The organism is Mannheimia cairinae (assembly GCF_028649535.1).
Lineage (GTDB): Bacteria > Pseudomonadota > Gammaproteobacteria > Enterobacterales > Pasteurellaceae > Mannheimia > Mannheimia cairinae.
In genome coordinates this window covers 73,458-96,750 of record NZ_JAQSJE010000005.1, presented here as the reverse complement: position 1 = coordinate 96,750, position 23,293 = coordinate 73,458, and the positions used below count along the sequence as shown (strand labels likewise).

General features: G+C 38.3%; 18 protein-coding genes and 1 CRISPR repeat array. Of the genes, 11 read left to right on the top strand and 7 right to left on the bottom strand.

Annotated elements, in window-relative coordinates:
- Positions 1-386 precede the first annotated feature (386 nt).
- The 9 genes from cas9 to tyrS all read left to right on the top strand — a co-directional run bounded on the left by cas9 (position 387) and on the right by tyrS (position 13,442).
- Positions 387-3,530 carry a type II CRISPR RNA-guided endonuclease Cas9 gene (gene cas9, locus PTQ27_RS06350; protein ID WP_273749777.1) on the top strand — a complete coding sequence of 1,048 codons (3,144 nt, stop codon included), beginning with the start codon at positions 387-389 and terminating at the stop codon, positions 3,528-3,530.
- A 49-nt stretch (positions 3,531-3,579) separates the two neighbouring features.
- Positions 3,580-4,494 (top strand): type II CRISPR-associated endonuclease Cas1, encoded by a 915-nt coding sequence (gene cas1, locus PTQ27_RS06345; protein WP_273749776.1) that lies wholly within the window; start codon positions 3,580-3,582, stop codon positions 4,492-4,494.
- Positions 4,487-4,813 (top strand): CRISPR-associated endonuclease Cas2, encoded by a 327-nt coding sequence (gene cas2, locus PTQ27_RS06340; protein WP_273749775.1) that lies wholly within the window; start codon positions 4,487-4,489, stop codon positions 4,811-4,813. The genes cas1 and cas2 overlap by 8 nt, the downstream gene beginning before the upstream one ends.
- A gap of 258 nt (positions 4,814-5,071) precedes the next feature.
- Positions 5,072-6,361: a CRISPR direct-repeat array (repeat unit 36 nt; unit sequence ATTGTAGCACTGCGAAATGAGAAAGGGAGCTACAAC).
- Between the two features lie 169 nt (positions 6,362-6,530).
- A complete protein-coding gene (locus tag PTQ27_RS06335) occupies positions 6,531-7,361 on the top strand; it encodes a DUF5718 family protein (protein WP_273749774.1) in 831 nt (276 codons plus the stop codon).
- A 116-nt stretch (positions 7,362-7,477) separates the two neighbouring features.
- Positions 7,478-8,290, top strand: coding sequence for a DNA ligase (locus tag PTQ27_RS06330; RefSeq protein ID WP_273749773.1), 813 nt, complete (start codon positions 7,478-7,480; stop codon positions 8,288-8,290).
- Between the two features lie 178 nt (positions 8,291-8,468).
- On the top strand, positions 8,469-8,723 hold the full coding sequence (locus tag PTQ27_RS06325) for an oxaloacetate decarboxylase subunit gamma (protein ID WP_273749772.1): 255 nt from the start codon (positions 8,469-8,471) through the stop codon (positions 8,721-8,723).
- A gap of 37 nt (positions 8,724-8,760) precedes the next feature.
- On the top strand, positions 8,761-10,563 hold the full coding sequence (gene oadA / locus PTQ27_RS06320) for a sodium-extruding oxaloacetate decarboxylase subunit alpha (RefSeq protein WP_273749771.1): 1,803 nt from the start codon (positions 8,761-8,763) through the stop codon (positions 10,561-10,563).
- A 10-nt stretch (positions 10,564-10,573) separates the two neighbouring features.
- Positions 10,574-11,881 (top strand): sodium ion-translocating decarboxylase subunit beta, encoded by a 1,308-nt coding sequence (locus PTQ27_RS06315; protein WP_273749770.1) that lies wholly within the window; start codon positions 10,574-10,576, stop codon positions 11,879-11,881.
- A gap of 370 nt (positions 11,882-12,251) precedes the next feature.
- A complete protein-coding gene (tyrS, locus tag PTQ27_RS06310) occupies positions 12,252-13,442 on the top strand; it encodes a tyrosine--tRNA ligase (RefSeq protein WP_273749769.1) in 1,191 nt (396 codons plus the stop codon).
- Between the two features lie 86 nt (positions 13,443-13,528).
- Here tyrS and PTQ27_RS06305 read toward each other — a convergent pair whose 3' ends face one another.
- Complete coding sequence (locus PTQ27_RS06305; RefSeq protein WP_273749768.1) at positions 13,529-13,846, bottom strand: DUF2322 family protein; 318 nt, start codon at positions 13,844-13,846, stop codon at positions 13,529-13,531.
- A 202-nt stretch (positions 13,847-14,048) separates the two neighbouring features.
- Here PTQ27_RS06305 and mqo point away from each other — a divergent pair, with 202 nt between their 5' ends.
- On the top strand, positions 14,049-15,515 hold the full coding sequence (mqo, locus tag PTQ27_RS06300; RefSeq protein WP_273749767.1) for a malate dehydrogenase (quinone): 1,467 nt from the start codon (positions 14,049-14,051) through the stop codon (positions 15,513-15,515).
- 43 nt (positions 15,516-15,558) lie between these two features.
- On the opposite strand, the gene nagA is transcribed toward mqo, so the two are convergent.
- The 4 genes from nagA to rlmKL all read right to left on the bottom strand — a co-directional run bounded on the left by nagA (position 15,559) and on the right by rlmKL (position 20,454).
- Positions 15,559-16,701 (bottom strand): N-acetylglucosamine-6-phosphate deacetylase, encoded by a 1,143-nt coding sequence (gene nagA, locus PTQ27_RS06295; RefSeq protein ID WP_273749766.1) that lies wholly within the window; start codon positions 16,699-16,701, stop codon positions 15,559-15,561.
- Between the two features lie 76 nt (positions 16,702-16,777).
- Positions 16,778-17,572: a glucosamine-6-phosphate deaminase gene (gene nagB, locus PTQ27_RS06290; protein ID WP_273749765.1), complete on the bottom strand. Its 795-nt coding sequence runs from the start codon at positions 17,570-17,572 to the stop codon at positions 16,778-16,780.
- A gap of 170 nt (positions 17,573-17,742) precedes the next feature.
- A complete protein-coding gene (trmL, locus tag PTQ27_RS06285; RefSeq protein WP_006249846.1) occupies positions 17,743-18,222 on the bottom strand; it encodes a tRNA (uridine(34)/cytosine(34)/5-carboxymethylaminomethyluridine(34)-2'-O)-methyltransferase TrmL in 480 nt (159 codons plus the stop codon).
- A 96-nt stretch (positions 18,223-18,318) separates the two neighbouring features.
- Positions 18,319-20,454, bottom strand: coding sequence for a bifunctional 23S rRNA (guanine(2069)-N(7))-methyltransferase RlmK/23S rRNA (guanine(2445)-N(2))-methyltransferase RlmL (gene rlmKL, locus PTQ27_RS06280; RefSeq protein ID WP_273749764.1), 2,136 nt, complete (start codon positions 20,452-20,454; stop codon positions 18,319-18,321).
- A gap of 199 nt (positions 20,455-20,653) precedes the next feature.
- On the opposite strand from rlmKL, the gene narL reads away from it, so the two are divergent.
- On the top strand, positions 20,654-21,283 hold the full coding sequence (narL, locus tag PTQ27_RS06275) for a two-component system response regulator NarL (protein ID WP_273749763.1): 630 nt from the start codon (positions 20,654-20,656) through the stop codon (positions 21,281-21,283).
- Between the two features lie 41 nt (positions 21,284-21,324).
- Here narL and PTQ27_RS06270 read toward each other — a convergent pair whose 3' ends face one another.
- Both PTQ27_RS06270 and rbsK read right to left on the bottom strand, forming a co-directional pair.
- Positions 21,325-22,335: a substrate-binding domain-containing protein gene (locus tag PTQ27_RS06270; protein ID WP_273749762.1), complete on the bottom strand. Its 1,011-nt coding sequence runs from the start codon at positions 22,333-22,335 to the stop codon at positions 21,325-21,327.
- A 31-nt stretch (positions 22,336-22,366) separates the two neighbouring features.
- Positions 22,367-23,287 (bottom strand): ribokinase, encoded by a 921-nt coding sequence (gene rbsK, locus PTQ27_RS06265; protein ID WP_273749761.1) that lies wholly within the window; start codon positions 23,285-23,287, stop codon positions 22,367-22,369.
- Positions 23,288-23,293: the final 6 nt, after the last annotated feature.

Genomic DNA, 23,293 nt, shown 5'->3' with positions numbered 1-23,293 from the left:
GATAAATTGTTAAAGAACAAAAAATAACGACGCACTGTATTTAAACTTATTCACAACAGTGCGTCGTTGTGTGTGGTGCATTATAGGGAAAAATAAAATCCGTGCAAGTGTTTTTTATGAAAAAAGTGTAAAAATTTTGGAAAAATTTACCGCTTGCATAATTTTAAGACAGGATGATTTATTATTACTCACAATCTAGCTATTTATTAGCTTTATAAAAAATGATGCCCCTTAATATCCTAGGATACTAAGGGGCAGAGCATTACGGTAATTCTTTACGAATTCCTTATTGTAGCAACGTTTCTCATTTCGCAGTACTACGATTTGTATTCTAACTATTGTATAATTTTTGTCAAATCATTTTTTTCATATAGGAGAATAGCTAAATGGAACAGTTAAATTACATTATTGGATTAGATTTAGGTATTGCGTCCGTGGGGTGGAGTGTTGTTGAAATAGATGAAAAAGAAAATCCTATTCGGCTAGTTGATTTAGGAGTACGTACTTTTGAGCGAGCCGAAGTGCCTAAGACTGGGGAATCGCTAGCCCTCTCTCGCCGTCTTGCACGTTCCACTCGCCGTTTAATCCGTCGTAGAGCCTTTCGTTTATTAAAAGCTAAACGTTTACTGACTAATAACGATGTTATTACCAAAGATGATTTAACTAAACTGCCTAATCATTGTTGGGAGCTACGTGTAGAAGGATTAAGCCGACAATTAAACAATCGGGAATGGTCAGCTGTTTTGTTACATATGCTAAAACATCGTGGCTATCTTTCTCAACGTAAGAATGAAAATCAAAGTGGTAATAAAGAGCTTGGTGCACTACTTTCCGGAGTAACAGGTAATACTCAATTACTTACCTCAGATGAATATCGAACCCCCGCAGAACTCGCTATTAAGAAATTTGCACAAGAAGAGGGGCATATTCGTAACCAACGCGGAGCTTACACTCATACATTTAATCGCTTAGATTTACTTTCTGAAATGAGGTTACTTTTCCAAACCCAGCGGGAATTAGGGAATTTATATACAAGCGGTCAATTAGAAGCAGAATTTTGCGAATTACTAATGTGGCAGAAACCTGCATTATCAGGAGAAGCTATTTTAAAAATGCTCGGCAAATGCACTTTTGAGCCAGATGAGTACAAAGCTGCTAAATCTAGTTATTCTGCTGAACGTTTTATTTGGCTTACGAAGTTAAATAACTTACGCATTTTAGAGAATGGGACAGAACGAGGGCTTAATCAAGAAGAGCGAGCATTATTGCTATCTCAACCCTATGAAAAAGCCAAACTTACTTATACACAAGTCCGCAAGCTACTAAATTTATCTGATGAATGTCATTTCAATAGTGTTCGCTATGGTAAAGATAAAGCTGAAGATACCACATTAATGGAAATGAAAGCTTACCATGCAATTCGTAAAGCCATTGAAAAAGAAGACAAATCAGTATGGGAAACCGTAAAAAATAACACTATTCTTTTAGATGATATTGGTACTGCTTTCTCCCTTTATAAAACAGATGAAGATATTTGCCAATATTTAGCGGATAAACTGCCAAAACATATCCTAAATAGCTTATTAGAAAATTTGAATTTCGATCAATTTATTCAGCTTTCTCTAAAAAGCTTATCTAAAATTCTGCCGTTAATGGAAAAAGGATTACGCTATGACCAAGCTTGCCAAACAATTTATGGTGATCATTATGGTAAAAAGTCCATAAAAGCCGACCGCTTGCTGCCACCTATTCCTGCAAACGAAATCCGCAATCCTGTTGTTTTACGTTCACTCTCTCAAGCTCGCAAAGTCATTAATGGCATTATTCGCCTTTATGGCTCACCAGCTCGTGTCCATATTGAAACAGCAAGAGAACTCGGCAAATCTTTTAAAGATCGTAAAGCAATCGAAAAACAACAAGAACAAAATAGAGCCGAACGAGAAAAATCAATAAAACAATTTAAAGAAACCTTTCCAGATTTTGTAGGTGAGCCTAAAGCTAAAGATATTTTAGTAATGCGACTTTATAATCACCAAAATGGGCAATGCATATATAGTGGCAAGCCGCTCGATTTACATAGATTATTAGAAAAAGGTTACGCCGAAATTGACCACGCATTACCATTTTCTCGGACTTGGGACGATAGCTTTAATAATAAAGTACTAGTGCTTTCTGGTGAAAATCAAAACAAAGGAAACCAAACACCTTACGAATGGTTAGGTAAAGACGAAAAACAATGGGCACACTTCACTGCTAGAGTGAATGCAAGCCATTTTACTTATCCGAAAAAGCAACGTATTCTGACAAAAAAATTAGATTCCGAAGGCTTTATCCAACGTAATTTAAATGACACTCGCTATATTGCTCGTTTCTTAGTTAATTTTGTCGCTGATAATCTCTACTTAACCGGTAAAGGTAAGCGTCGTGTATTTGCCTCTAATGGGCAAATTACCGCTTTCTTACGTGGACGTTGGGGTTTGAAGAAAGTACGTGAAGAAAGTGATCGCCATCACGCTATTGATGCCGTAGTCGTCGCCTGTTCTACTGTAGCTATGCAACAAAAAATTACTCGTTTTATAAAATATCAAGAGGGTAATTTAAAGACTGCAGAACGAATTGATCGAGAAACTGGGGAAATTATCCCTCTACACTTCCCTGCTCCTTGGCAATTTTTCAATAAAGAAGTAGAGATCCGTGTATTTAGTGAGAATCCAAAAGAAGATTTAATTATTCAACTACCAGATCGCCCACAAGCTAACCACGAATTTGTACAGCCTCTATTTGTCTCTCGTGCACCGAGTCGTAAAATGAGTGGACAAGGGCATATGGAAACGATTAAGTCTGCAAAACGTTTAGATGAGGGTATCAGTATCTCCAAAGTTGCTCTCACCCAACTCAAACTAAAAGATCTAGAAAATATGGTAAATAAAGATCGAGAAATCCATCTTTACGAAGCACTAAAAGCACGCCTTGTTGCCTTTAATGATGATCCTGCCAAAGCCTTTGCTGAACCTTTTTATAAAAAAGGAGGAGCACAAGTAAAATCCGTCCGTATAGAACAAGTACAAAAATCTGGTGTGTTAGTAAGAAATGGTAATGGTGTGGCAGATAATGCTTCAATGGTTCGAGTTGATGTATTTATTAAAGGAGGTAAATACTTCCTTGTTCCTATTTATACTTGGCAGGTAGCAAAAGGGATTTTGCCAAACAAAGCTATTATTGCTTATACACCAGAAAATGAATGGGAAGAGATGGACGAAACAGCACAATTTCAATTTTCAATATTTCCAAATGATTTAATCAAGGTAAAAACAAGAAAAGAAACGTTTTTTGGCTATTACAATGGACTTGATCGTGCCACAGGGGCAATTAATATTAAAGAACCCGATAATAACATACATAAAGGGAAATCAGGATTACATCGTAGTATTGGTATAAAAACTGCTCTTTCTCTTGAAAAATACCAAGTTGATGAACTTGGAAAAAATATTCGTCCTTGTCGCTCTAACAAACGACAAACTGTTCGTTAATCCCGATCCCCATACTCTCTGAGTATGGGGATTTTTATCAGGAGGCATTATGAGTTGGCGGAGTATTTTAATCAGTAAAGGGGGTAAATTATCTCTACGAAAAAACCAAATGGTGATTTGGCAAGAAGAACAAGAATTTACTGTGCCATTAGAAGATATTGCCATTATTGTTATTGAAAACCGAGAAGTCGTGATAACAACCCCACTACTTTCAGCCCTTGCATTAAATGGGATAACACTACTTACCTGTGATGAACAATTTATCCCCTGTGGACAATGGTTGCCTTTCTCACAATATCACCGCCAATTAAAAACATTGAAATTACAGCTTGAAATGAGCCTACCTTTAAAAAAACAGCTTTGGCAAGCAATCATACAACAGAAAATTCGTAATCAAGCCTTTGTTTTGACCCAAACCAAGCGGTTAGATATAGCCGAAAAGTTACAAAATATGGCAAAACGAGTGAAGTCTGGCGATAGCGATAATATTGAGGCTCAGTCTGCGATTCTTTACTTTCAAACAGCATTCGGTAAAGATTTTCGACGCTGGCAAGAAAATCAAATTAATGCTCATCTAAATTATGCTTATACAGTACTACGCTCTGCAATTGCACGTACATTAGTGCTTTACGGCTGGCTACCGGCCTTAGGGCTATTTCACCATAGTGAACTTAACCCTTTTAACCTTGCTGATGATTTTATTGAACCATTCCGACCACTTGTAGATCTAATGGTTTGGCAATTATGGCAAGAAGGTAAATTAGATAACGGGCTAACACCCCATACAAAACAAAAGCTTATTGGTTTATTGCATTACCAAATGCGATTTCAAAATCAAACATTCAGCACACTTGCCGCTATTGATAGAACTATCGGTTCCCTACAAAATGCAATCAGCCAAAAAGATCCTAAATTACTCAAATTACCCGAACTACTCCCTTTAAAGGAACACTGCTATGAGTGAGGCGATTTTTATGCGTATCATTGTCTTTTTCGATCTGCCTGTTACCACAAAAGCAAAACGCAAAGCGGCTAGCCAATTTCGCCAATTTTTATTGAAAGATGGCTATCAAATGTTACAACTATCTGTTTATACACGTATTGTGCGAGGTAGGGATTCGTTGGAGAAACATAATAAACGGCTTTGTGAACATTTGCCCGAAGAAGGCTCAATACGCTGCTTAGAAGTAACTGAAAAGCAATTTACCAATATGAGTCTATTGGTTGGTGAATTAAAACCACAAGAAAAAAAAGTAAACAGCAACCAATTGCTACTTTTTTAAAGATAAAACAACTTGAATAATTATATATGCTACAGATCCAACCAGTTTTTAAGTGATGTTTTTTTAACTAGAAATGTTTAACTCAATCTCAATTAAATGCCTTCCGACTAAAAAGCAAGCGGTTATTTTTAGCATTTTTTCTGCAACTTCTTGCAAAAATTTCTCTAAAAATAACCGCTTATAGAAGATACCTATCTTATTTTTTTCAAGTATAAAAATAGGATAATCTCTTGATTTATCAAGCTCTAAGCCGTTCCTATTGTAGCACTGCGAAATGAGAAAGGGAGCTACAACATTGCTTGGCGAAGAAAATACAGTGCTGAAATTGTAGCACTGCGAAATGAGAAAGGGAGCTACAACTGTTATTAACGTAAAAACATTAAAATTTTAATTGTAGCACTGCGAAATGAGAAAGGGAGCTACAACAAGAATTGGTAATATGTGCTACATTGGTTTATTGTAGCACTGCGAAATGAGAAAGGGAGCTACAACGAGCCAACTCCACAATAGTTTTCCCTACCTATTGTAGCACTGCGAAATGAGAAAGGGAGCTACAACTAAAGGTTTACTTGCTGAAAAGGAACGTATATTGTAGCACTGCGAAATGAGAAAGGGAGCTACAACGTTGGGGATCAAAAAATCAACCTTGCATAAATTGTAGCACTGCGAAATGAGAAAGGGAGCTACAACCAGCAGAACAAAATAGGGGTATTCATAAATATTGTAGCACTGCGAAATGAGAAAGGGAGCTACAACACTATTGAGCTTGTTGAAAACTCAAGTGGAATTGTAGCACTGCGAAATGAGAAAGGGAGCTACAACTCTATAACTTTTTTTGAAATGTTGCTACTGATTGTAGCACTGCGAAATGAGAAAGGGAGCTACAACGGAAGTTTCCACCGACACAATCAGCCCCGAATTGTAGCACTGCGAAATGAGAAAGGGAGCTACAACTGTCGGTGATGTTGCTGCTGGTGATGTATTATTGTAGCACTGCGAAATGAGAAAGGGAGCTACAACCAACCATAAACGCCTACACAATCAGATAATATTGTAGCACTGCGAAATGAGAAAGGGAGCTACAACCGACTTGAGCTTGTTGAGCTTACAGAAAGCATTGTAGCACTGCGAAATGAGAAAGGGAGCTACAACTAAGTGGGATAATGAATTGACAGAAGAAGAATTGTAGCACTGCGAAATGAGAAAGGGAGCTACAACCGATCTACAGATTATTGCGTTATTTTTCAAATTGTAGCACTGCGAAATGAGAAAGGGAGCTACAACTAAACCATTTTTTTTTCATTTTTGCATATCATTGTAGCACTGCGAAATGAGAAAGGGAGCTACAACTAAACCATTTTTTTTATATTTTTACATATCATTGTAGCACTGCGAAATGAGAAAGGGAGCTACAACTGTGTTCTTTGCAGACACTCGTACTAAAACATTGTAGCACTGCGAAATGAGAAAGGGAGCTACAACCCATTCTTCAATATTCATATCGCCACCTTAATTGTAGCACTGCGAAATGAGAAAGGGAGCTACAACGCTGATTTCGTTGTATTGTTGGATTATCAAATTGTAGCACTGCGAAATGAGAAAGAGCCTACAACCTAAAAAAATATAGCAACAGAAAATCTATATATAACAAACACTCGCTATTTTTTCATACAAGCGGTAGAATTTTCTTAACTTTTTGCAAAAATAAGGAGTTATTATGCGTTCAGAACAGTTTATCGGTTTAGGGGTTGCTGGCAATTTTACGGGGCATTTGGAACAAGCTGGGGAGGCGGCGGATTTTGCCAAAGTGAAAACTGCAGAAGCGATTCAGCCTAAGGCAATTTTTCCGTTTTATGTACCTGCGGAAAATCTAGGAGACTATCACTTTTTATCCACTTATCCCCTCTCTCACGATGCGATTCAATTCCCACAAGATGCGGATAATTTACAAATTGAGCCGGAAATTGCTCTTATTTGCGATATTCAATATCAAGAAAATAAAGTCGTTGCTTTAACGCCTACGCATTTTGCCGCTTATAACGACTGCTCTATCCGCCGTCCGAATGCTCGTAAAATTTGTGAGAAGAAAAATTGGGGAGCCTCTTCCAAAGGAATTTCAACAACTCAGTTGCCTTTAGATAGTTTCACGCAAGGGGGCAATTTAGATAATTATAATATCGCTTGTTTCCATAAGTGTAATGGCGAATTAAATGCTTATGGGGTAGATAGTCCAGCGGTAGAATATAGCTATTTTCACCAAAAATTATTAGATTGGATTATTGACCGAATGAATAATCAGCCCGATGAAGGCCCGATGAATCATATTGCGGAAATGCTCAAACAAGCAAATTATCCAACGAAAGCGATTATCAGCATTGGGGCAACCCGCTACACGCCATTTGGGGAAAGCAATTTCTTACAGGTTGGCGATGTGAGTATGGTTGTGGTTTACAATGCCAAAAAATATACTTATGCCCAAATTGAGGAAATGGCAAAATTAGAAACCTTTAGCGAAGATATTTCCGCTCTTATCCAAACCGTTCGTTAATACTTTGCAAGCGGTGATATTTTTAGAAAATTTTGCGATCTGCATCGAAAAATTTATCTTAAATTCTGACCGATTTCCTACTTTATTTTATAGTGCCTTCAACCATTGGAGGCATTATGAAAAAATCGTTATTTCTATTCCTTTTCTGTTTTTGTAGCTCACTTTTTGCTAAATCTCCTCATTTAATGTTGCTTGGGCAATATAAAGATCAAGATTTGACCGGCTGGGTAATGAGTGAAAAGCTTGACGGCGTGCGAGGCTTTTGGGATGGCTCGCAACTAATTAGCCGACAAGGCTACCCATTTAATCCGCCCGATTATTTTATTCAGCATTTCCCACCTTTTGCCATTGACGGCGAATTATTTAGCGAATGTGGAAAATTTGAGGAAATCTCTGCAACCGTACGAGCCACCGAACCAAAAGGTTGGTATAAACTCAAATTGAACGTGTTTGATGTACCAAATGCTGAGGGCAATTTATTTGAGAGATTAAATGTTCTACAACAATATCTTGCTCAAAACCCTAATCCACATATTGAAATTATTGAGCAAATTCCTATTCAAAATAAAGATCATCTTCAACAATTTTATCAATCTATTTTAGAAAAAGGTGGAGAGGGTGTAGTGGTAAGAAATCCGAATACACATTATATTCAGGGCCGTTCAGCCCAAATTCTGAAAATAAAACCTGTATTAGATGAAGAATGCACGGTGGTTGCCCATCATAAAGGCAAGGGAAAATATGCCGATAAAATGGGGGCGATTAGTTGTGAGAACCATCGAGGACGTTTTCGTATTGGCTCAGGCTTTAAAGATAAAGAAAGAGAAAATCCACCACCGATTGGCTCTACTGTTACTTATCAATATCGAGGGCTAACCGAATCTGGCAAACCAAGATTTGCAACATTTTTACGTAAAAGAGAAGAATAGCTATTTGACCAAATTCTGACTGTTATCAAGCGGTTAAATCGAGTGAAAATTTTGTAAATTTTAACCGCTTGTCAAAATAATTTGTGATCCAATCATCATTTATTAATGAAATTATTTGAAATTAAGCTAGAATTTTCCTACATTTCACATATAACTTTAATAATTTAAGGATGTTCCTATGACAAACGCAGAACTCTTTGGTGAAGGGATAAACCTAATGCTTTCAGGAATGGGTTTCGTACTCATTTTTTTACTTCTACTGATTTACGCAATTAGTTTTATTTCAACCATCATCAATCGATATTTTCCCGAACCTATCTCTACTCCAGCCCCTAAAGCGGTATCACAATCGCCTTCTGATGATTTAGAACATTTACGCCCTGTAATTGTTGCTGCTATCGCTCATCATCGTAGAGTACAAGGGCAACATTAAAAAAGAATTTAAAATAAATAATTAGAAGGAAGTTATTATGACAACTCAACCAAAAAAAATTGCAATTACTGATGTGGTCTTGCGTGATGCCCATCAATCTTTATTTGCCACTCGTTTACGCTTGGATGATATGTTACCTATTGCCTCAGAACTCGACAAAATTGGCTATTGGTCGCTAGAGGCTTGGGGTGGTGCAACTTTTGATAGCTGTATCCGCTTTTTAGGGGAAGACCCTTGGGTACGTTTACGTGAATTGAAAAAAGCTATTCCAAATACACCATTGCAAATGTTATTACGTGGACAAAATCTATTAGGCTACCGCCACTATGCTGATGATGTTGTTGATAAATTTGTAGAGCGTTGCGTGAAAAACGGAATGGATGTTTTCCGAGTATTCGATGCATTAAACGACCCTCGTAATATGCAAGCAGCATTACAAGCGGTTAAAAAACACGGCGGGCACGCACAAGGTACGCTAAGTTACACAACCAGCCCTGTTCATACCTTAGAAACTTGGCTAGAAGTTACCGAACAACTATTAGAAATTGGTGTAGATTCACTCGTTATCAAAGATATGTCAGGTATTTTAACACCAATGGCAGCTTATGAATTAGTTAGCGAAATTAAAAAACGCTACGATGTTGAACTACACTTGCACTGCCACTCTACAACCGGTATGGCAGAAATGGCTCTACTTAAAGCGATTGAAGCAGGTGTTGATGGTGTTGATACCTCTATCTCTTCAATGTCTGGCACTTACGGGCACCCTGCAACAGAATCTATTGTGGCAACATTACAAGGCACGCCTTATGAAACCGGTTTAAGTATTCCTGAATTAGAAAAAATTTCAGCCTATTTCCGCAATGTTCGTAAAAAATACGCTAAATTTGAAGGGCAATTACGCGGTGTCGATAGCCGTATTTTAGTGGCACAAGTACCTGGTGGAATGCTAACTAACCTCGAAAGCCAATTAAAACAACAAAACGCTTCTGATAAATTAGATTTAGTGCTACAAGAAATTCCTCGAGTGCGTGAAGATTTAGGGAATATCCCACTTGTTACACCAACCTCTCAAATTGTAGGCACACAATCAGTAATGAACGTATTAATGGGTGAACGTTATAAAACGATTGCCAAAGAAACTGCGGGCATTTTAAAAGGCGAATATGGTCGTACTCCTGCACCGGTTAATAAAGCGTTACAAGACCGAGTATTAGAAGGTGCCGCCCCAATGACTGATCGCCCAGCTGATCATATTCCGCCAGAAATGGATAAATTAGTAGCTGAAGTAACTGCTCAAGCGAAAGAAAAAGGTATTAGCCTATCTGAAAATAGTATTGATGATGTGTTAATTGTTGCCTTATTCCAACAAGTTGGTTGGAAATATTTAGAAAATCGCAATAATCCATCAGCGTTTGAGCCTGTACCAAGTGCAGATGATGCTAAACCAGCTGCTGCACCTAAAGCGGCACCAACACAACCATCTGGTTCTGCTGTTTATACCGTTGAGCTTGAAGGCAAAGCCTTTGTAGTTAAAGTGAGTGAAGGTGGCGAAATCACTAATATTGCCCCAACAACTCCAACAGCGGCTCCACAAGCGGTCAATTCTGCACCAAAATCTGCAAATGCAGAACCAGTAACGGCACCAATGGCAGGAAATATCCTCAAAGTTGAGGTAAAAGAAGGGCAACAAGTTGCTGAAGGTGATGTATTGCTCATTCTTGAAGCTATGAAAATGGAAACACAAATTTGTGCACCAAAAGCAGGTACTGTTCAAGGTATTAATACCAAACAAGGCGATGTCGTTGCCGTTGGCGATACATTATTAAGCCTTGCATAAGGAGCAATTTATGGAAAGTATTATTGCTCTATTTAAAGGTATGGGGATAATGCATCTAGAGTTTGGGCAAGCGGTTATGATTATCGTAAGCCTTGTACTACTCTGGCTTGCTATCGCCCGTAAATTTGAACCTTTGCTTTTATTGCCTATCGGTTTTGGTGGCTTGTTATCTAACATTCCTGAAGCAGGACTAGCAATGACTGCTTTAGATAACTTATTGCATAGCGGAACAACCGAACAACTCGCCATTATTGCAGCTAAAGTAAATAGTGCAAACTTCGATGTTCATAGCATTAAAGAAGCGATTACCTTAGCGGCACCATCAGTGCAAAATGAGCTTGAGGTAATAGCTGGCGATATGGGCTATACAGCTGGTGTACTTGCTCTATTCTACAAAGTAGCGATTGGCTATGGCGTTGCCCCATTAATTATCTTTATGGGGGTTGGTGCGATGACAGACTTTGGCCCGTTACTTGCAAACCCAAGAATGTTAATGCTTGGTGCAGCAGCACAATTTGGGATCTTTGCCACCGTATTAGGAGCTTTAGGACTGAATTGGATGGGTATTATTGACTTTACCCTACCGCAAGCGGCAGCCATTGGGATTATTGGTGGAGCCGATGGCCCAACCGCCATTTACCTTTCAAGTAAATTAGCACCAGAATTACTTGGGGCAATCGCCGTTGCCGCTTATTCTTATATGGCATTGGTGCCACTTATCCAACCGCCAATTATGAAAGCATTAACTACGGAACAAGAGCGTAAAATCCGTATGACACAGTTACGTAACGTAAGCAACCGTGAAAAAATTATTTTCCCGATTGTATTACTCTTGCTCGTTGCATTTTTATTACCTGATGCTGCACCGTTATTAGGCATGTTCTGTTTCGGTAATCTAATGCGAACAAGCGGTGTCGTAGAACGTTTAAATGATACGGCACAAAATGCACTGGTCAATATTGTTACTATTTTCTTAGGTTTATCTGTTGGTTCTAAATTAGTTGCTGATAAATTTTTACAACCACAAACCTTAGGGATTCTACTTTTAGGTGTAGTAGCATTTTGTATTGGTACGGCAAGCGGTGTCATTATGGCAAAAATTATGAATCGCTTTAGTAAAACCAAAATCAATCCGCTAATTGGATCAGCCGGTGTTTCCGCCGTGCCAATGGCAGCACGTGTATCAAATAAAGTTGGTCAAGAATATGACAAGCAAAACTTCTTATTAATGCACGCAATGGGACCGAATGTAGCTGGGGTTATTGGCTCCGCTATCGCAGCAGGTGTAATGCTAAAATATATATCCACAATGATGTAATTACCCTTAAATAGTCAAAACCTCCAATTTTTTGGAGGTTTTCTTTTTACAAAATACCCAACTGGCTATACCAGAAAGATCAAAATTACACTGTACATTAATGTTCAATTATCGTACTATTCAATCTGCATCTTTAATGATAATAATTTTTATTTAAAAAATCACAAAAAAGCATTGACTTTGTAGATGATAATCATTATCATTAACTCACTTCAAAAATAATAGGTAATCACTCCAACTCTTTACGCCGTATTCCCCCACAAAATACGGCGTTTTTTTTAACCTTCACCCCAAAAAATCTATCAATTTCAATTCATACCGCTATAATAGAAACATTTTTTATATTTATAGACTTAGTAAAGGAAGATAAATGACTCAATCTATTGAATCTATCATCGCCGAACTTAAACGTGGTGTAGAAAATATTTACTCAGAAGAAGACCTAATTTCAAAATTAAAAGAAAACCGCCCGTTACGTATTAAATTAGGAGCGGATCCTACGGCACCTGATATTCACTTAGGGCATACCGTTGTATTAAATAAACTACGTCAATTCCAGCAATTTGGACACGAAGTTTATTTTTTAATTGGTGATTTTACTGGTATGGTTGGCGATCCGTCAGGCAAAAATTCAACCCGCCCTCCACTAAGCCGTGAAGATGTATTACGTAATGCAGAAACCTACAAAGAGCAGATCTTTAAAATTTTAGATCCGCAAAAAACTAAGATCGTATTCAACTCTGAATGGTTAGGGAAATTAGGCACGGAAGGAATGATTCGTTTAGCCTCTAACTATACCGTTGCTCGTATGTTAGAGCGTGAAGATTTTAAAAACCGCTTTAGTAATCAACAACCTATTGCAATTCACGAATTTATCTACCCATTACTACAAGGGCACGATTCAGTAGAACTAAAAGCAGATGTTGAGCTAGGTGGCACAGACCAAACTTTCAACCTATTAGTTGGACGTGAATTACAAAAATCAGCAGGGCAAAAACCACAAGCTGCAATGACATTACCACTGTTAGTGGGATTAGACGGCGAGAAAAAAATGTCTAAGTCATTAGGTAACTACATTGGCGTAACCGAAGCTCCTGGTGAGATGTTTGGTAAAATTATGTCGATTTCTGATGATCTAATGTGGGATTGGTACAACCTACTTTCATTCCGCCCATTAGATGAAATTGCTCAATTAAAAGCTGATGTTGAAGCAGGAAAAAACCCTCGTGATGTGAAAATTTTACTAGCGAAAGAAATTATCGCTCGTTTCCACGATGAAGATGCGGCAAATGCAGCAGAACAAGAGTTTATCAATCGCTTCCAAAAAGGTGCAATTCCGGATGAAATGCCAGAATTTACGTTTGAAGGCGAGATCGGCTTGGCAACGCTATTAAAAGAAGCAGGGCTTGTTCCTTCAACGTCGGAAGCGATTCGCTCTGCACAACAGGGCGGTGTGAAAATTGATGGCGAAAAAGTCGAAGATGTTAAACAAACCGCTCAAAAAGGTACTTTTGTTTACCAAGTAGGTAAGCGTAAATTTGCTCGTATCACAGTAAAATAATCACTTTAAATTAGTAAGCGGTTAAAATTTGCAATCTTTTTGCAAAATTCAACCGCTTATTTTTTATACTGGTTATTACAGCCACTCTATTTTTTGATAGGCTGTAAAATAAGTCCTAAATTCTCATCAACTACTTTTAGTAGCAAATCAATATTTGGATGTTTTCCAATATTATGCTTTGCATCTTCAACGTGTTCTGCAAACCACACAATGCCTTGTGTGGCACTCTCTGCATTTAGCTGGTTCGTAAATTGCTCTGCTAATGCATTATACAATTTTAATGAACCAAGTTTCCCTTCAACTGCCGGAATATTGTGAATCACTTCCCCTTGTTCATTCACTACATTTAAGCCAGCTAAATGGTCAATCGCTGGAAAGGTAGCTAAATAATCTTTAAATTGCATTTCATTCTCCTCAATAAAAAATACGTACCCATTCTTGGATTATATGATTTTGCTAATAAAATTTATAGAAAAATCAGTAAGGAGTCCTAGTTTGAGGATATATTAATTTAATTATTTTTAATAAATAACTAACATTAGGTATTTATTATCATATATAATAGTTAAAATTATAGAGATTAATTGTTATCAAAAGGTAAATTCTATGGGGAAGGCGGTTTATCGCTCTGATGTTGCCTTAATCGGTGCTGGCATTATGAGTGCTACACTAGGCACATTTTTAACAGAACTTGCACCTTATAAAAGTATCACTATTTTTGAAAAACAACCTGATATTGGGTTAGAAAACACAAATGGCTGGAATAATTCTGGAACAGGTCATTCAGCATTTTGTGAACTAAACTACACACCAGAAAACATTGATGGCTCTATTGATGTCGGCACAGCTTTAAACATTAACAAAAAATTTCAACTCTCATTAGAAATGTGGGCCTATCTAATAGAACAAGGGCGAATTTCATCGCCTGAAGATTTTATTCACAGGCTTCCTCATATAAGTTTTGTAAAAGGCGAGAAAAATGTTCATTTTCTAAAACAACGTTTTTCTACTCTGCTAAAAGAGCCTGCATTCACAAATATGCTCTATTCAGAAGACCCAACAACATTGGCAGAATGGATGCCATTAATAATGTCTAAACAAGACACTTCTGAGCCTATTGCTGCAACCTACGTGCCAAATGGAACTGACGTAAATTTTGGTGCTTTATCTCGCAAATTATTTGACTATCTTCAACAAGAAGGTGTTGAATTAAAACTCAACCACAAGGTAAAAGATATTCAAAAAATAGTGGGAGGCTGGCGAATTTCTATTACGAATGCAAAAGGTCAAGATATTACGCATTTTTGCAAATTTCTTTTTATTGGCTGTGGAGGCGGTTCTTTACCATTACTTCAAAAAACAGGTATTCCTGAAAGTAAACATTTAGCAAGCTTTCCAATGAGTAGTCTTTTTATGGTATGCCATAATCCAGAAATCATTGCTCAGCACCACGCAAAAGTATATGGGAGATCCAACACAAATACCTCGCAAATATCTGTACCACATTTAGATACTCGTTTTATTGATGGCAAGAAATATTTATTCTTTGGGCCATTCTCTGGCTTTACGATGAAATTTCTGAAGTCTGGTTCTATTTTTGACTTAGCGAAATCGCTAAATCCTCATAATTTTGTGGAAGTACATTGGGCTGGAATCAAAAATCTTCCATTGGCTCATTACTTAATTAAACAAACATTTCTTACCAAAGAGCAAAGAATGAATGAGTTGCGTCATTTTATTCCACAAGCAAAAAGTGAAGATTGGGATATTGTTACTGCAGGTAACCAAGTTCAAATTATTAAAAACACCCCAAATGAAAAAGCAAAACGGTGCTTTGGTGCCGAGCCAATTATCTCAGAAGACGGCTCTATTGCCACCTTATTAGGTTCTTCATTTGGGGCTTCTGCTTCGGTTGCAGAAGTACTAAATATTCTGTCCAAATGCTTTTCTGATGAGTTTTCTCAATGGCAAGAAAAGTTGAATGAAATGTTGCCATCACAAGCAAATCTATTCACTAATAGAGCAGAACTTGAGAACTATTATATTAAAATTAATAACATACTAAAATTATAAAAAGGCTACGCAATGTAGCCTTATAATGAAATTTTATAATATATTAATTCCAATGCAGTACACCATTTACAGCCGTGCCTTTTACATTGAATTGGTTATCAAAAATCGCAAGGTTTGCAATTTTACCCACTTCAAGTGAGCCTAGTTTGTCTTCAACATTGATTGCTTTTGCAGGGTAAAGCGTACTCATTCTAATTGCTTCATTAAGACTAATATCGGCAAATTGCACTACATTGCGGATAGATTCAATCATTGTTACCGCAGCCCCACCTAAAGCACCAAACTCATCGTAGCATTTGCCGTCTTTTACTGTCACTTTTTTGCCGACGAAAATGAAAGATTCAATATCTGCTCCTGCAGCGGCAACTGCATCGGTTACAATAATCAGCTTATCGCCTTTGGCTTTTTTCGCAATGCGGACATTTCCCCATTCCACGTGTAAGCCATCGCAAATAATACCAGCATAGATATTACTATCTAACACAGCTCCAACAACACCACCTTCTCGCCCAGAACTGACCGGCGACATCGCATTATGCAAGTGAGTAGCAAAACTAATGCCCTCTGCAATACGTTGCTTCGCTTGTGCATAGGTGGCGTTTGAGTGCCCAATAGAAACGATAATGCCAGCATCATTAAAACGCTTAATATAATTTGCCGTTGGGTTTTCTGCCGCAAGGGTTAATTTGGTAATAACATCGCCGTTTTCACATAAGAAATCTAGCATTTCCGGGCTAATTTCTCGGATATATTCTGGTCGATGTACCCCCTTTTTCTCGACACTTAAATAAGGCCCTTCCAAATGCAAACCTAAGGCTTGGTTTTTATGCTTGGCTAAATATTCACGCATTACTGAAACCGCCTGCTTCATTCCCTCATCAGGCGAAGTAATAAAGGTTGGCAAGTAACTGGTTGTGCCAGAACGCAAATTAGTTTCTTGCATAATTTCCAAAGTGCGAACCGTGATTTCTTCATTAAACATCACACCGCCACAACCATTAAGTTGCAGATCGATAAAACCAGCTGAAAGATTTGCACCATTTAAGTCGATTTTTTCTAATGTTTGTGGAAGATTTTCTTCCAAAAGAATAGATTCAATTTTATCGTCTTTTACCACCAATGCGTGTTGATACAAGACTTTTTCGCCTGTATAAATCACACAATTTGTTAATGCATAATGGTTCATTTTTTGTTCCTTAAATTAATGCAAGCGGTTATTTTTTCTGGAAAATTTGCAAAAATACCGCTTGCTTAAAAGTAGCCTAACGAGCTACATTTTTTTCTAACTCTTTGAAATATTTCACTGTTTTGACTTTTAACTCTTGGGTTGCCGGCTCATCACATACCACAATACCACGACGATGTAATTGTAAACAGCTAATCGTCCAAAGATGATTAACAGAACCCTCCACACAAGCTTGTAATGCTAGAGCTTTGTTATGCCCTGTAACTAAAATCATCACTTCCTCTGCGTCTAACAATGTTCCGACACCAACGGTTAAAGCAAATTTTGGCACTTGGTTCACATCGTTATCAAAGAAACGAGAGTTTGCAATGCGTGTGTCTTCCGTTAAAGTTTTAATACGAGTACGAGATGAAAGTGATGAGGCTGGCTCGTTAAAAGCGATATGTCCATCAACACCAACGCCCCCCATAAACAGATGGATTTTACCATAAGAGCGAATTTTAGCTTCATAACGTTCGCACTCAGCATCCACATCTTCCGCCATTCCATTTAAGATATTAATATTTTCGAGCGGTACATCAACGTGGTCAAAAAAATGCTTGAACATAAAACTATGATAGCTTTCAGGGTGTTCCTTAGGTAAGCCTACATATTCGTCCATATTAAAGGTAACGACATTCTTAAAGCTCACTTCACCCGCTTTATAGAGTTTAATTAATTCTTTATAAGTTTTTTCTGGTGTGCCACCTGTTGGCAAGCCAAGCACAAATGGTTTTTCTTTAGTTGGTTTAAACGCATTAATACGTTCAACAATATGACGAGCAGCCCAAACACTTACATCGTGATCTGTTTCTAATGGAATCAAACGCATAATATCTCCTTAAATTTGAATTTTTTGAGAATCTCACTTCATTTTTTTTATTTTAATGAAATATAACTTCAATTTCTATTATTTATGCTGTTTTTGTGATCCAGATCACAGAAAATTTAAGCGGTCTGATTTTTGCAAAATTTTACCAAAATCAAACCGCTTGAATAATACTAGATAGACTGGGCTGCCACCGCATTCTGATAGCCAAATTGCCGCCACGCTTCATAAACCACAACCGCTACCGAGTTAGATAAATTCATACTGCGGCTGTCTTTACACATCGGAATCCGGATTTTTTGCGACATCGGCATTTCCGCCAATAATGGCTTTGGAATACCTCGGCTTTCTGGGCCAAACATCAAGAAATCGCCCAACTCATATTTAACATCACTGTGATTTTGCTCGCCCCTAGTGGTTAAAGCAAATAGACGTTTCGGCTTGGCACGCTCTAAGAAATCTTCAAAATTTTTGTATTTTTGGATATCGACAAATTCGTGATAATCCAACCCTGAACGGCGGAGTTTTTTATCATCCCAACCAAAGCCAAATGGCTCAATCATATGTAAACGAAAACCGCAATTCGCACAAAGGCGGATAATATTACCGCTGTTTTGTGGAATTTCTGGTTCGTATAAAACAATATCTAACATTTTTTATTTCTCTAATACCTCTACCTCGCTTTTAGCGTAATACATTTTTCGTCCCCTTTGGGGGAAGTATCGCCGTAGGCGGGGTAGGGGGAAAATTTAACTATGTTTCACAATCCAACAATTATGAATATGCGGGTTACGTTCAAAATCAAGCGGTAAGGTTTTTTTAGAAATATTTTCTGCCTGCAAGCCTAACTCAGCCAAACCTTCAAAATCCATTTTAAAACCACGTTTATTATTGGAGAACACTATAGTACCGTCTGCGGTTAAAATACGTTTAAGCTGTTTCATCAGCTCAATATGATCTCGTTGCACATCCCAGCTATTTTCCATTCGTTTTGAATTAGAGAAGGTTGGCGGATCCACAAAAATCAACTCAAATCGTTCACGGCATTCAGCCAACCATTGCAAACAATCTGCTTGGAATAAGCGATTATGGCGAAGTGATAAATTATTCAGCTCTAAATTCTGCTCTGCCCAGTTCAGATAAGTGTTCGACATATCCACCGTAGTGGTCGATTTTGCACCGTTAAGTGCAGCGTGAATCGTGGCTGAGCCCGTGTAAGCAAACAAGTTAAGGAAGGTTTTGCCCTTCGCCATTTCGCCTACCATTTTGCGAGTTAAGCGGTGGTCTAAGAACAAGCCGGTATCCAAATAATCGGTTAAGTTTACCCACAACTTCGCCCCATATTCATTGACGTAGAAATAATCGCCTTTATTGGCTAATTTTTCATACTGATTGGTGCCTTTTTGTTTTTGGCGAACTTTCAGCACTAATTTATTGGTTTCTACCCCTGTTACATAAAGCGTTGCCGAAACCGCATCTAATAAGCGTTGGCGAGCTTTTTGTTCATCAATATTTTTCGGAGCTTGGTACTCTTGCACCACGATATGATCGCCATATCTGTCCACCGCTAAATTATATTCCGGCAAGTCAGCATCGTATAAACGGTAAGCATCTATACCCTGCTGTTTCGCCCATTTTTCAATTTTTTTGATGTTTTTCGCTAAACGGTTGGCAAAATCTGGAGCTACTTGAGAATTTTGTTCAAATTGCAAATTTTCGGCTAAATCCGACCGCTTGTTGGCATTTTCACTAATATGATAGTTTTTCTGCACACAATCTAACGGACCATTTTTTGCCTTAAATTGACGGTCTGAACGCAAACGTAAGCAATTTAGTAGCTCTGGTTCGCCACTAAAAATCGAGGCATTCCAGCCTGCAAACTGTTGTTTTAGGCGTTGCCCAAATACTGAATAAAGAGCAATGAGTGCCGGTGTTGTGCCTAAACGCTCACCATAAGGTGGGTTACACACCACTGTGCCAATTTGCTCTGGAATTGGGTTTTTAAGGGCTGCAACATCGCTCTGTTGCCATTGGATTAAGTGATCCACACCGGCATTTTTCGCATTTTGTTTTGCTTTAGTAAGCACTCGATGATCTAAGTCGAAGCCGAAGAATAATGGCTCATTATCCGTTTCAACTTTACGGAAAGCTTCTTCTAACACATTATTCCACAGTTCCACATTATGCCCTTTCCACGCATTAAAACCCCAATATTTACGATGAAGTTGCGGGGCAATATTCGCCTGCATTTGTGCCGCCTCAATTAAAAGCGTGCCCGAACCACACATTGGATCAACCAAAGGTGTGTCCTTTTTCCAGCCGGAACGTAAAATAATGGCTGCAGCTAAAGTTTCACGCAATGGGGCTTTACCAGTTTCTTCACGGTAGCCTCGAATATGCAAAGCGTCGCCACTTAAATCAAGGGAAATAACCACGTCATCTCTATCTAAATAGACGTGAATACGCACATCTGGCTTGATTTTATCCACCGTTGGGCGGGCAAAACCTTTACGCTCAAAATAGTCCACAATGCCATCTTTGACACGCATCGCCCCAAACTGAGTGTTGCGAATTTCACGGTTAGTGCCGTTAAAATCAATGTAGAAAGTATCACGAGGGTCAAATAAATCTGCCCAATTAAAGGCAATAATTGAAGCGTATAAATCGCTGTCGCTGAAAATTTTGGTACTAATCAACGGCAATAAAATACGAGATGCCAAACGGCTGTGTAATAATGCCTGATAAGCCCCTTTTTGATCTGTAGTAAAATGCACGCCACCTTGTGCAACTTTACAGGTTGCACCGCAGATTTGCTCTAGTTCGGTTTTTAACATTTCTTCAAAACCACGAGCAGCAGTTGCGAAATAAGTTGTTTGATTTGTCATTATCTTTTACTCAAAATAAAATTTGCCTAATTATAGCCGAACAAGCGGTCTTTTTCTTACAAAGTTTTGCAATTTCTTTTTTAATTTAAAAATTGGCTCAGATCAAAAAAGCCACATTTATTAAAAGCACCAACTTGCTATTTTTACTCAATAATAGCAAAATTAATCTCTTAAAAAGAGTAATAAAAAGGAGAAATTAATGACTGCTCCAACTAGTATTTTATTAATTGATGACCACCCACTTATGCGTCAAGGGATGCGTCAATTATTAGAGTTAGACGACACATTTACCGTAGTCGGCGAAGCCAGCAATGGTACAGATGGCATTAAGCTTGCCTTACAGCTTGAACCTGATGTGATTATTTTAGACTTAAATATGAAAGGGATTTCAGGCTTAGATACTCTACGTTCATTACGGGCACAAGGGGTTGATGCTCGCATTATTGTGCTAACCGTTTCAGATGAACAATCCGATATTTTTGCCCTGATGGATGCAGGAGTTGATGGTTATTTATTAAAAGATACTGACACCCCTGAACTGCTTGATAATATCCGCCGTGCGGCAAGTGGCGAAATGGTGTTAAGCGAGACGGTTCGCCAACATTTACTTAACCGCCAACCCGAAAATGATCCCTTAAGCAGTTTAACCGACCGTGAATTAGATGTTCTACAATGGATTGCCACAGGTATGTCTAATAAGCAAATTGCTGCACAACTTTTTATTTCGGAAGAAACGGTTAAAGTGCATATCCGCAATTTACTGCGTAAACTCAACGTTCATTCCCGAGTTGCAGCAACTGTGCTTTATTTAGAACAACAAAAGGGATAATACCCCAAATATCAAACGCTAAAATGCTGAATAATCAAACGTTATTCAGCATTTTTGTTTATGTGACGAATAGAGTTGCGTAGTACCAATTCAGGTTCTAGCATTATGGTTTGAAATTCTATAGATTCTGAACGAATGCGTTTTAGCAAAGTCTCTACTGCAAGTTTCCCTAATTCGCTCTTAGGTTGGCTAATGGTTGAAAGCGGTGGGGAAAGGTATTTTGCCAGCTCAATATCATCATAACCGATAATCGAAATATCCTTTGGTATGTTAAGCCCGTGTTGCCAAACAGCTTGATATGCACCAACAGCAATCGTATCGCTACAAGCAAATACAGCGGTAGGTTTATCCTTTTGGGCTAGTAAGGCATTCATACCTGAAATTCCGCCGGCAAAATCAAAATGGCTTTCAATAATCCAATTTAGGTTGATAGGGATATTAGCCTCTGTTAAAGCTTGTTTGTAGCCTTTTAAACGGTTTTGAGCGAGCGATTTTTTAAGATTTCCGGTAATAATACCTATTTTAGAATGCCCTGCCTCAATTAAGGTTTTTGTGGCAAGATAGCCTCCAGATATGGAATTTTCAAAGATTTTATCGGCATTTAATTCGGTAAACCACCAGTCTACAACCACCAAAGGCAACGGAATATTTAAACTTTCTGCAGAGTTCAGCCTTGCATCACCACACATTAATAATAAGCCATCAACTTTACGTTGAATTAGCATTTGTAAATGGTGCTGCAAACGTTCACTATCGCCATTGGTCGTTGCAATGATTAAATTATATTGATGTTGCTGACAATATTGCTCAACCCCTGCCATCACTTCCGCAAAAAATGGGTTACTGGTTGCCGTTACTAACATTCCGATTGTTTTAGTTTCATTAATCTTCAGGCTACGAGCCAACGCTGAGGGGGTGTAATTGAGTTCTTTTACTACACGTTGTACTTTTTCCCGAATTTCCTCACTCACAAAACGGCTGTTATTGATTACGTGCGAAACGGTAGAGGTTGAAACCTGAGCTAAACGGGCAATATCTTTCATTGTTGCCATTTGCAAAATCCTTATCAAAAATAACCGCTTGTTAGCCCTGTTGCTTTAAGAATTCTAAAGTTTCTTGTCGAGTTGGAATAGAAGGCTGAGCCCCTTTGCGAGTAACACTAATCGCAGCCGATGCGTGAGCAAATACAATTGCCTCGTTTAATGGCTTATCTTCCAACATTGCGGTAACTAAAGCCCCATTAAAGGTATCGCCGGCTGCCGTAGTATCAACAGCTTTTACACGAAAACCCGCTACAATTTGCCCAACTTCGTTTTCACTCACAAATACACCTTTAGAGCCTAGCGTAATCAGCACTGTTTCAATACCTTTTTGGTGGAAAACTTGGGCTGCTTGCTGTGCCGAGCTTTCATCAATAACTTTCACCCCTGTTAAAATTTCAGCCTCGGTTTCATTTGGGGTGATCATATCAAGCAAGCTTAATAACTCATCAGGAAGTGCCTGAGCAGGTGCAGGATTTAATATGACTTTTGTACCGCTTTCTTTTGCAATTTTGGCAGCTTGAATAATAGCTGGTAAAGGTGTTTCTAACTGCATTAACAGGCAATCAGCTTGTACAATTTCTGTTTGATATTCCGCAACAACTGCCTCATCTAAATGCCCATTTGCCCCTGCGGAAATCACAATACTGTTTTCGCCCGATTCTGCAACCTGAATCATCGCAATACCCGTCATTTCATTTTCAATTGTTTTAATCGGGTGAGTGTTGATGCCATCTTGGGCAAATGCCGATTTCATTGCTCGCCCAATATCATCATTACCAATACAACCAATAAAGGAAACTTTCGCCCCTAAACGAGCCGCAGCAACAGCTTGATTCGCCCCTTTACCGCCATAGGCAATATGGTAGCTATGCCCTGTTAAAGTTTCCCCAGGCTTAGCAAAATAGGGAACTGAAATAACGTGATCTGCGTTAATACTGCCGAGAACGGTAAGGTTTTTCATAGTTTG

Bases quoted from the DNA above. Each gene is read 5' to 3' on its own strand.
- nagA (WP_273749766.1), bottom strand. From the start codon at position 16,701: ATGAACCATTATGCATTAACAAATTGTGTGATTTATACAGGCGAAAAA.
- mqo (WP_273749767.1), top strand. From the start codon at position 14,049: ATGGGGAAGGCGGTTTATCGCTCTGATGTTGCCTTAATCGGTGCTGGC.
- rbsK (WP_273749761.1), bottom strand. From the start codon at position 23,287: ATGAAAAACCTTACCGTTCTCGGCAGTATTAACGCAGATCACGTTATT.
- narL (WP_273749763.1), top strand. From the start codon at position 20,654: ATGACTGCTCCAACTAGTATTTTATTAATTGATGACCACCCACTTATG.
- PTQ27_RS06315 (WP_273749770.1), top strand. From the start codon at position 10,574: ATGGAAAGTATTATTGCTCTATTTAAAGGTATGGGGATAATGCATCTA.
- PTQ27_RS06330 (WP_273749773.1), top strand. From the start codon at position 7,478: ATGAAAAAATCGTTATTTCTATTCCTTTTCTGTTTTTGTAGCTCACTT.
- cas2 (WP_273749775.1), top strand. From the start codon at position 4,487: ATGAGTGAGGCGATTTTTATGCGTATCATTGTCTTTTTCGATCTGCCT.
- cas1 (WP_273749776.1), top strand. From the start codon at position 3,580: ATGAGTTGGCGGAGTATTTTAATCAGTAAAGGGGGTAAATTATCTCTA.
- tyrS (WP_273749769.1), top strand. From the start codon at position 12,252: ATGACTCAATCTATTGAATCTATCATCGCCGAACTTAAACGTGGTGTA.
- oadA (WP_273749771.1), top strand. From the start codon at position 8,761: ATGACAACTCAACCAAAAAAAATTGCAATTACTGATGTGGTCTTGCGT.
- trmL (WP_006249846.1), bottom strand. From the start codon at position 18,222: ATGTTAGATATTGTTTTATACGAACCAGAAATTCCACAAAACAGCGGT.
- rlmKL (WP_273749764.1), bottom strand. From the start codon at position 20,454: ATGACAAATCAAACAACTTATTTCGCAACTGCTGCTCGTGGTTTTGAA.
- PTQ27_RS06305 (WP_273749768.1), bottom strand. From the start codon at position 13,846: ATGCAATTTAAAGATTATTTAGCTACCTTTCCAGCGATTGACCATTTA.
- PTQ27_RS06325 (WP_273749772.1), top strand. From the start codon at position 8,469: ATGACAAACGCAGAACTCTTTGGTGAAGGGATAAACCTAATGCTTTCA.
- cas9 (WP_273749777.1), top strand. From the start codon at position 387: ATGGAACAGTTAAATTACATTATTGGATTAGATTTAGGTATTGCGTCC.
- nagB (WP_273749765.1), bottom strand. From the start codon at position 17,572: ATGCGTTTGATTCCATTAGAAACAGATCACGATGTAAGTGTTTGGGCT.
- PTQ27_RS06270 (WP_273749762.1), bottom strand. From the start codon at position 22,335: ATGGCAACAATGAAAGATATTGCCCGTTTAGCTCAGGTTTCAACCTCT.
- PTQ27_RS06335 (WP_273749774.1), top strand. From the start codon at position 6,531: ATGCGTTCAGAACAGTTTATCGGTTTAGGGGTTGCTGGCAATTTTACG.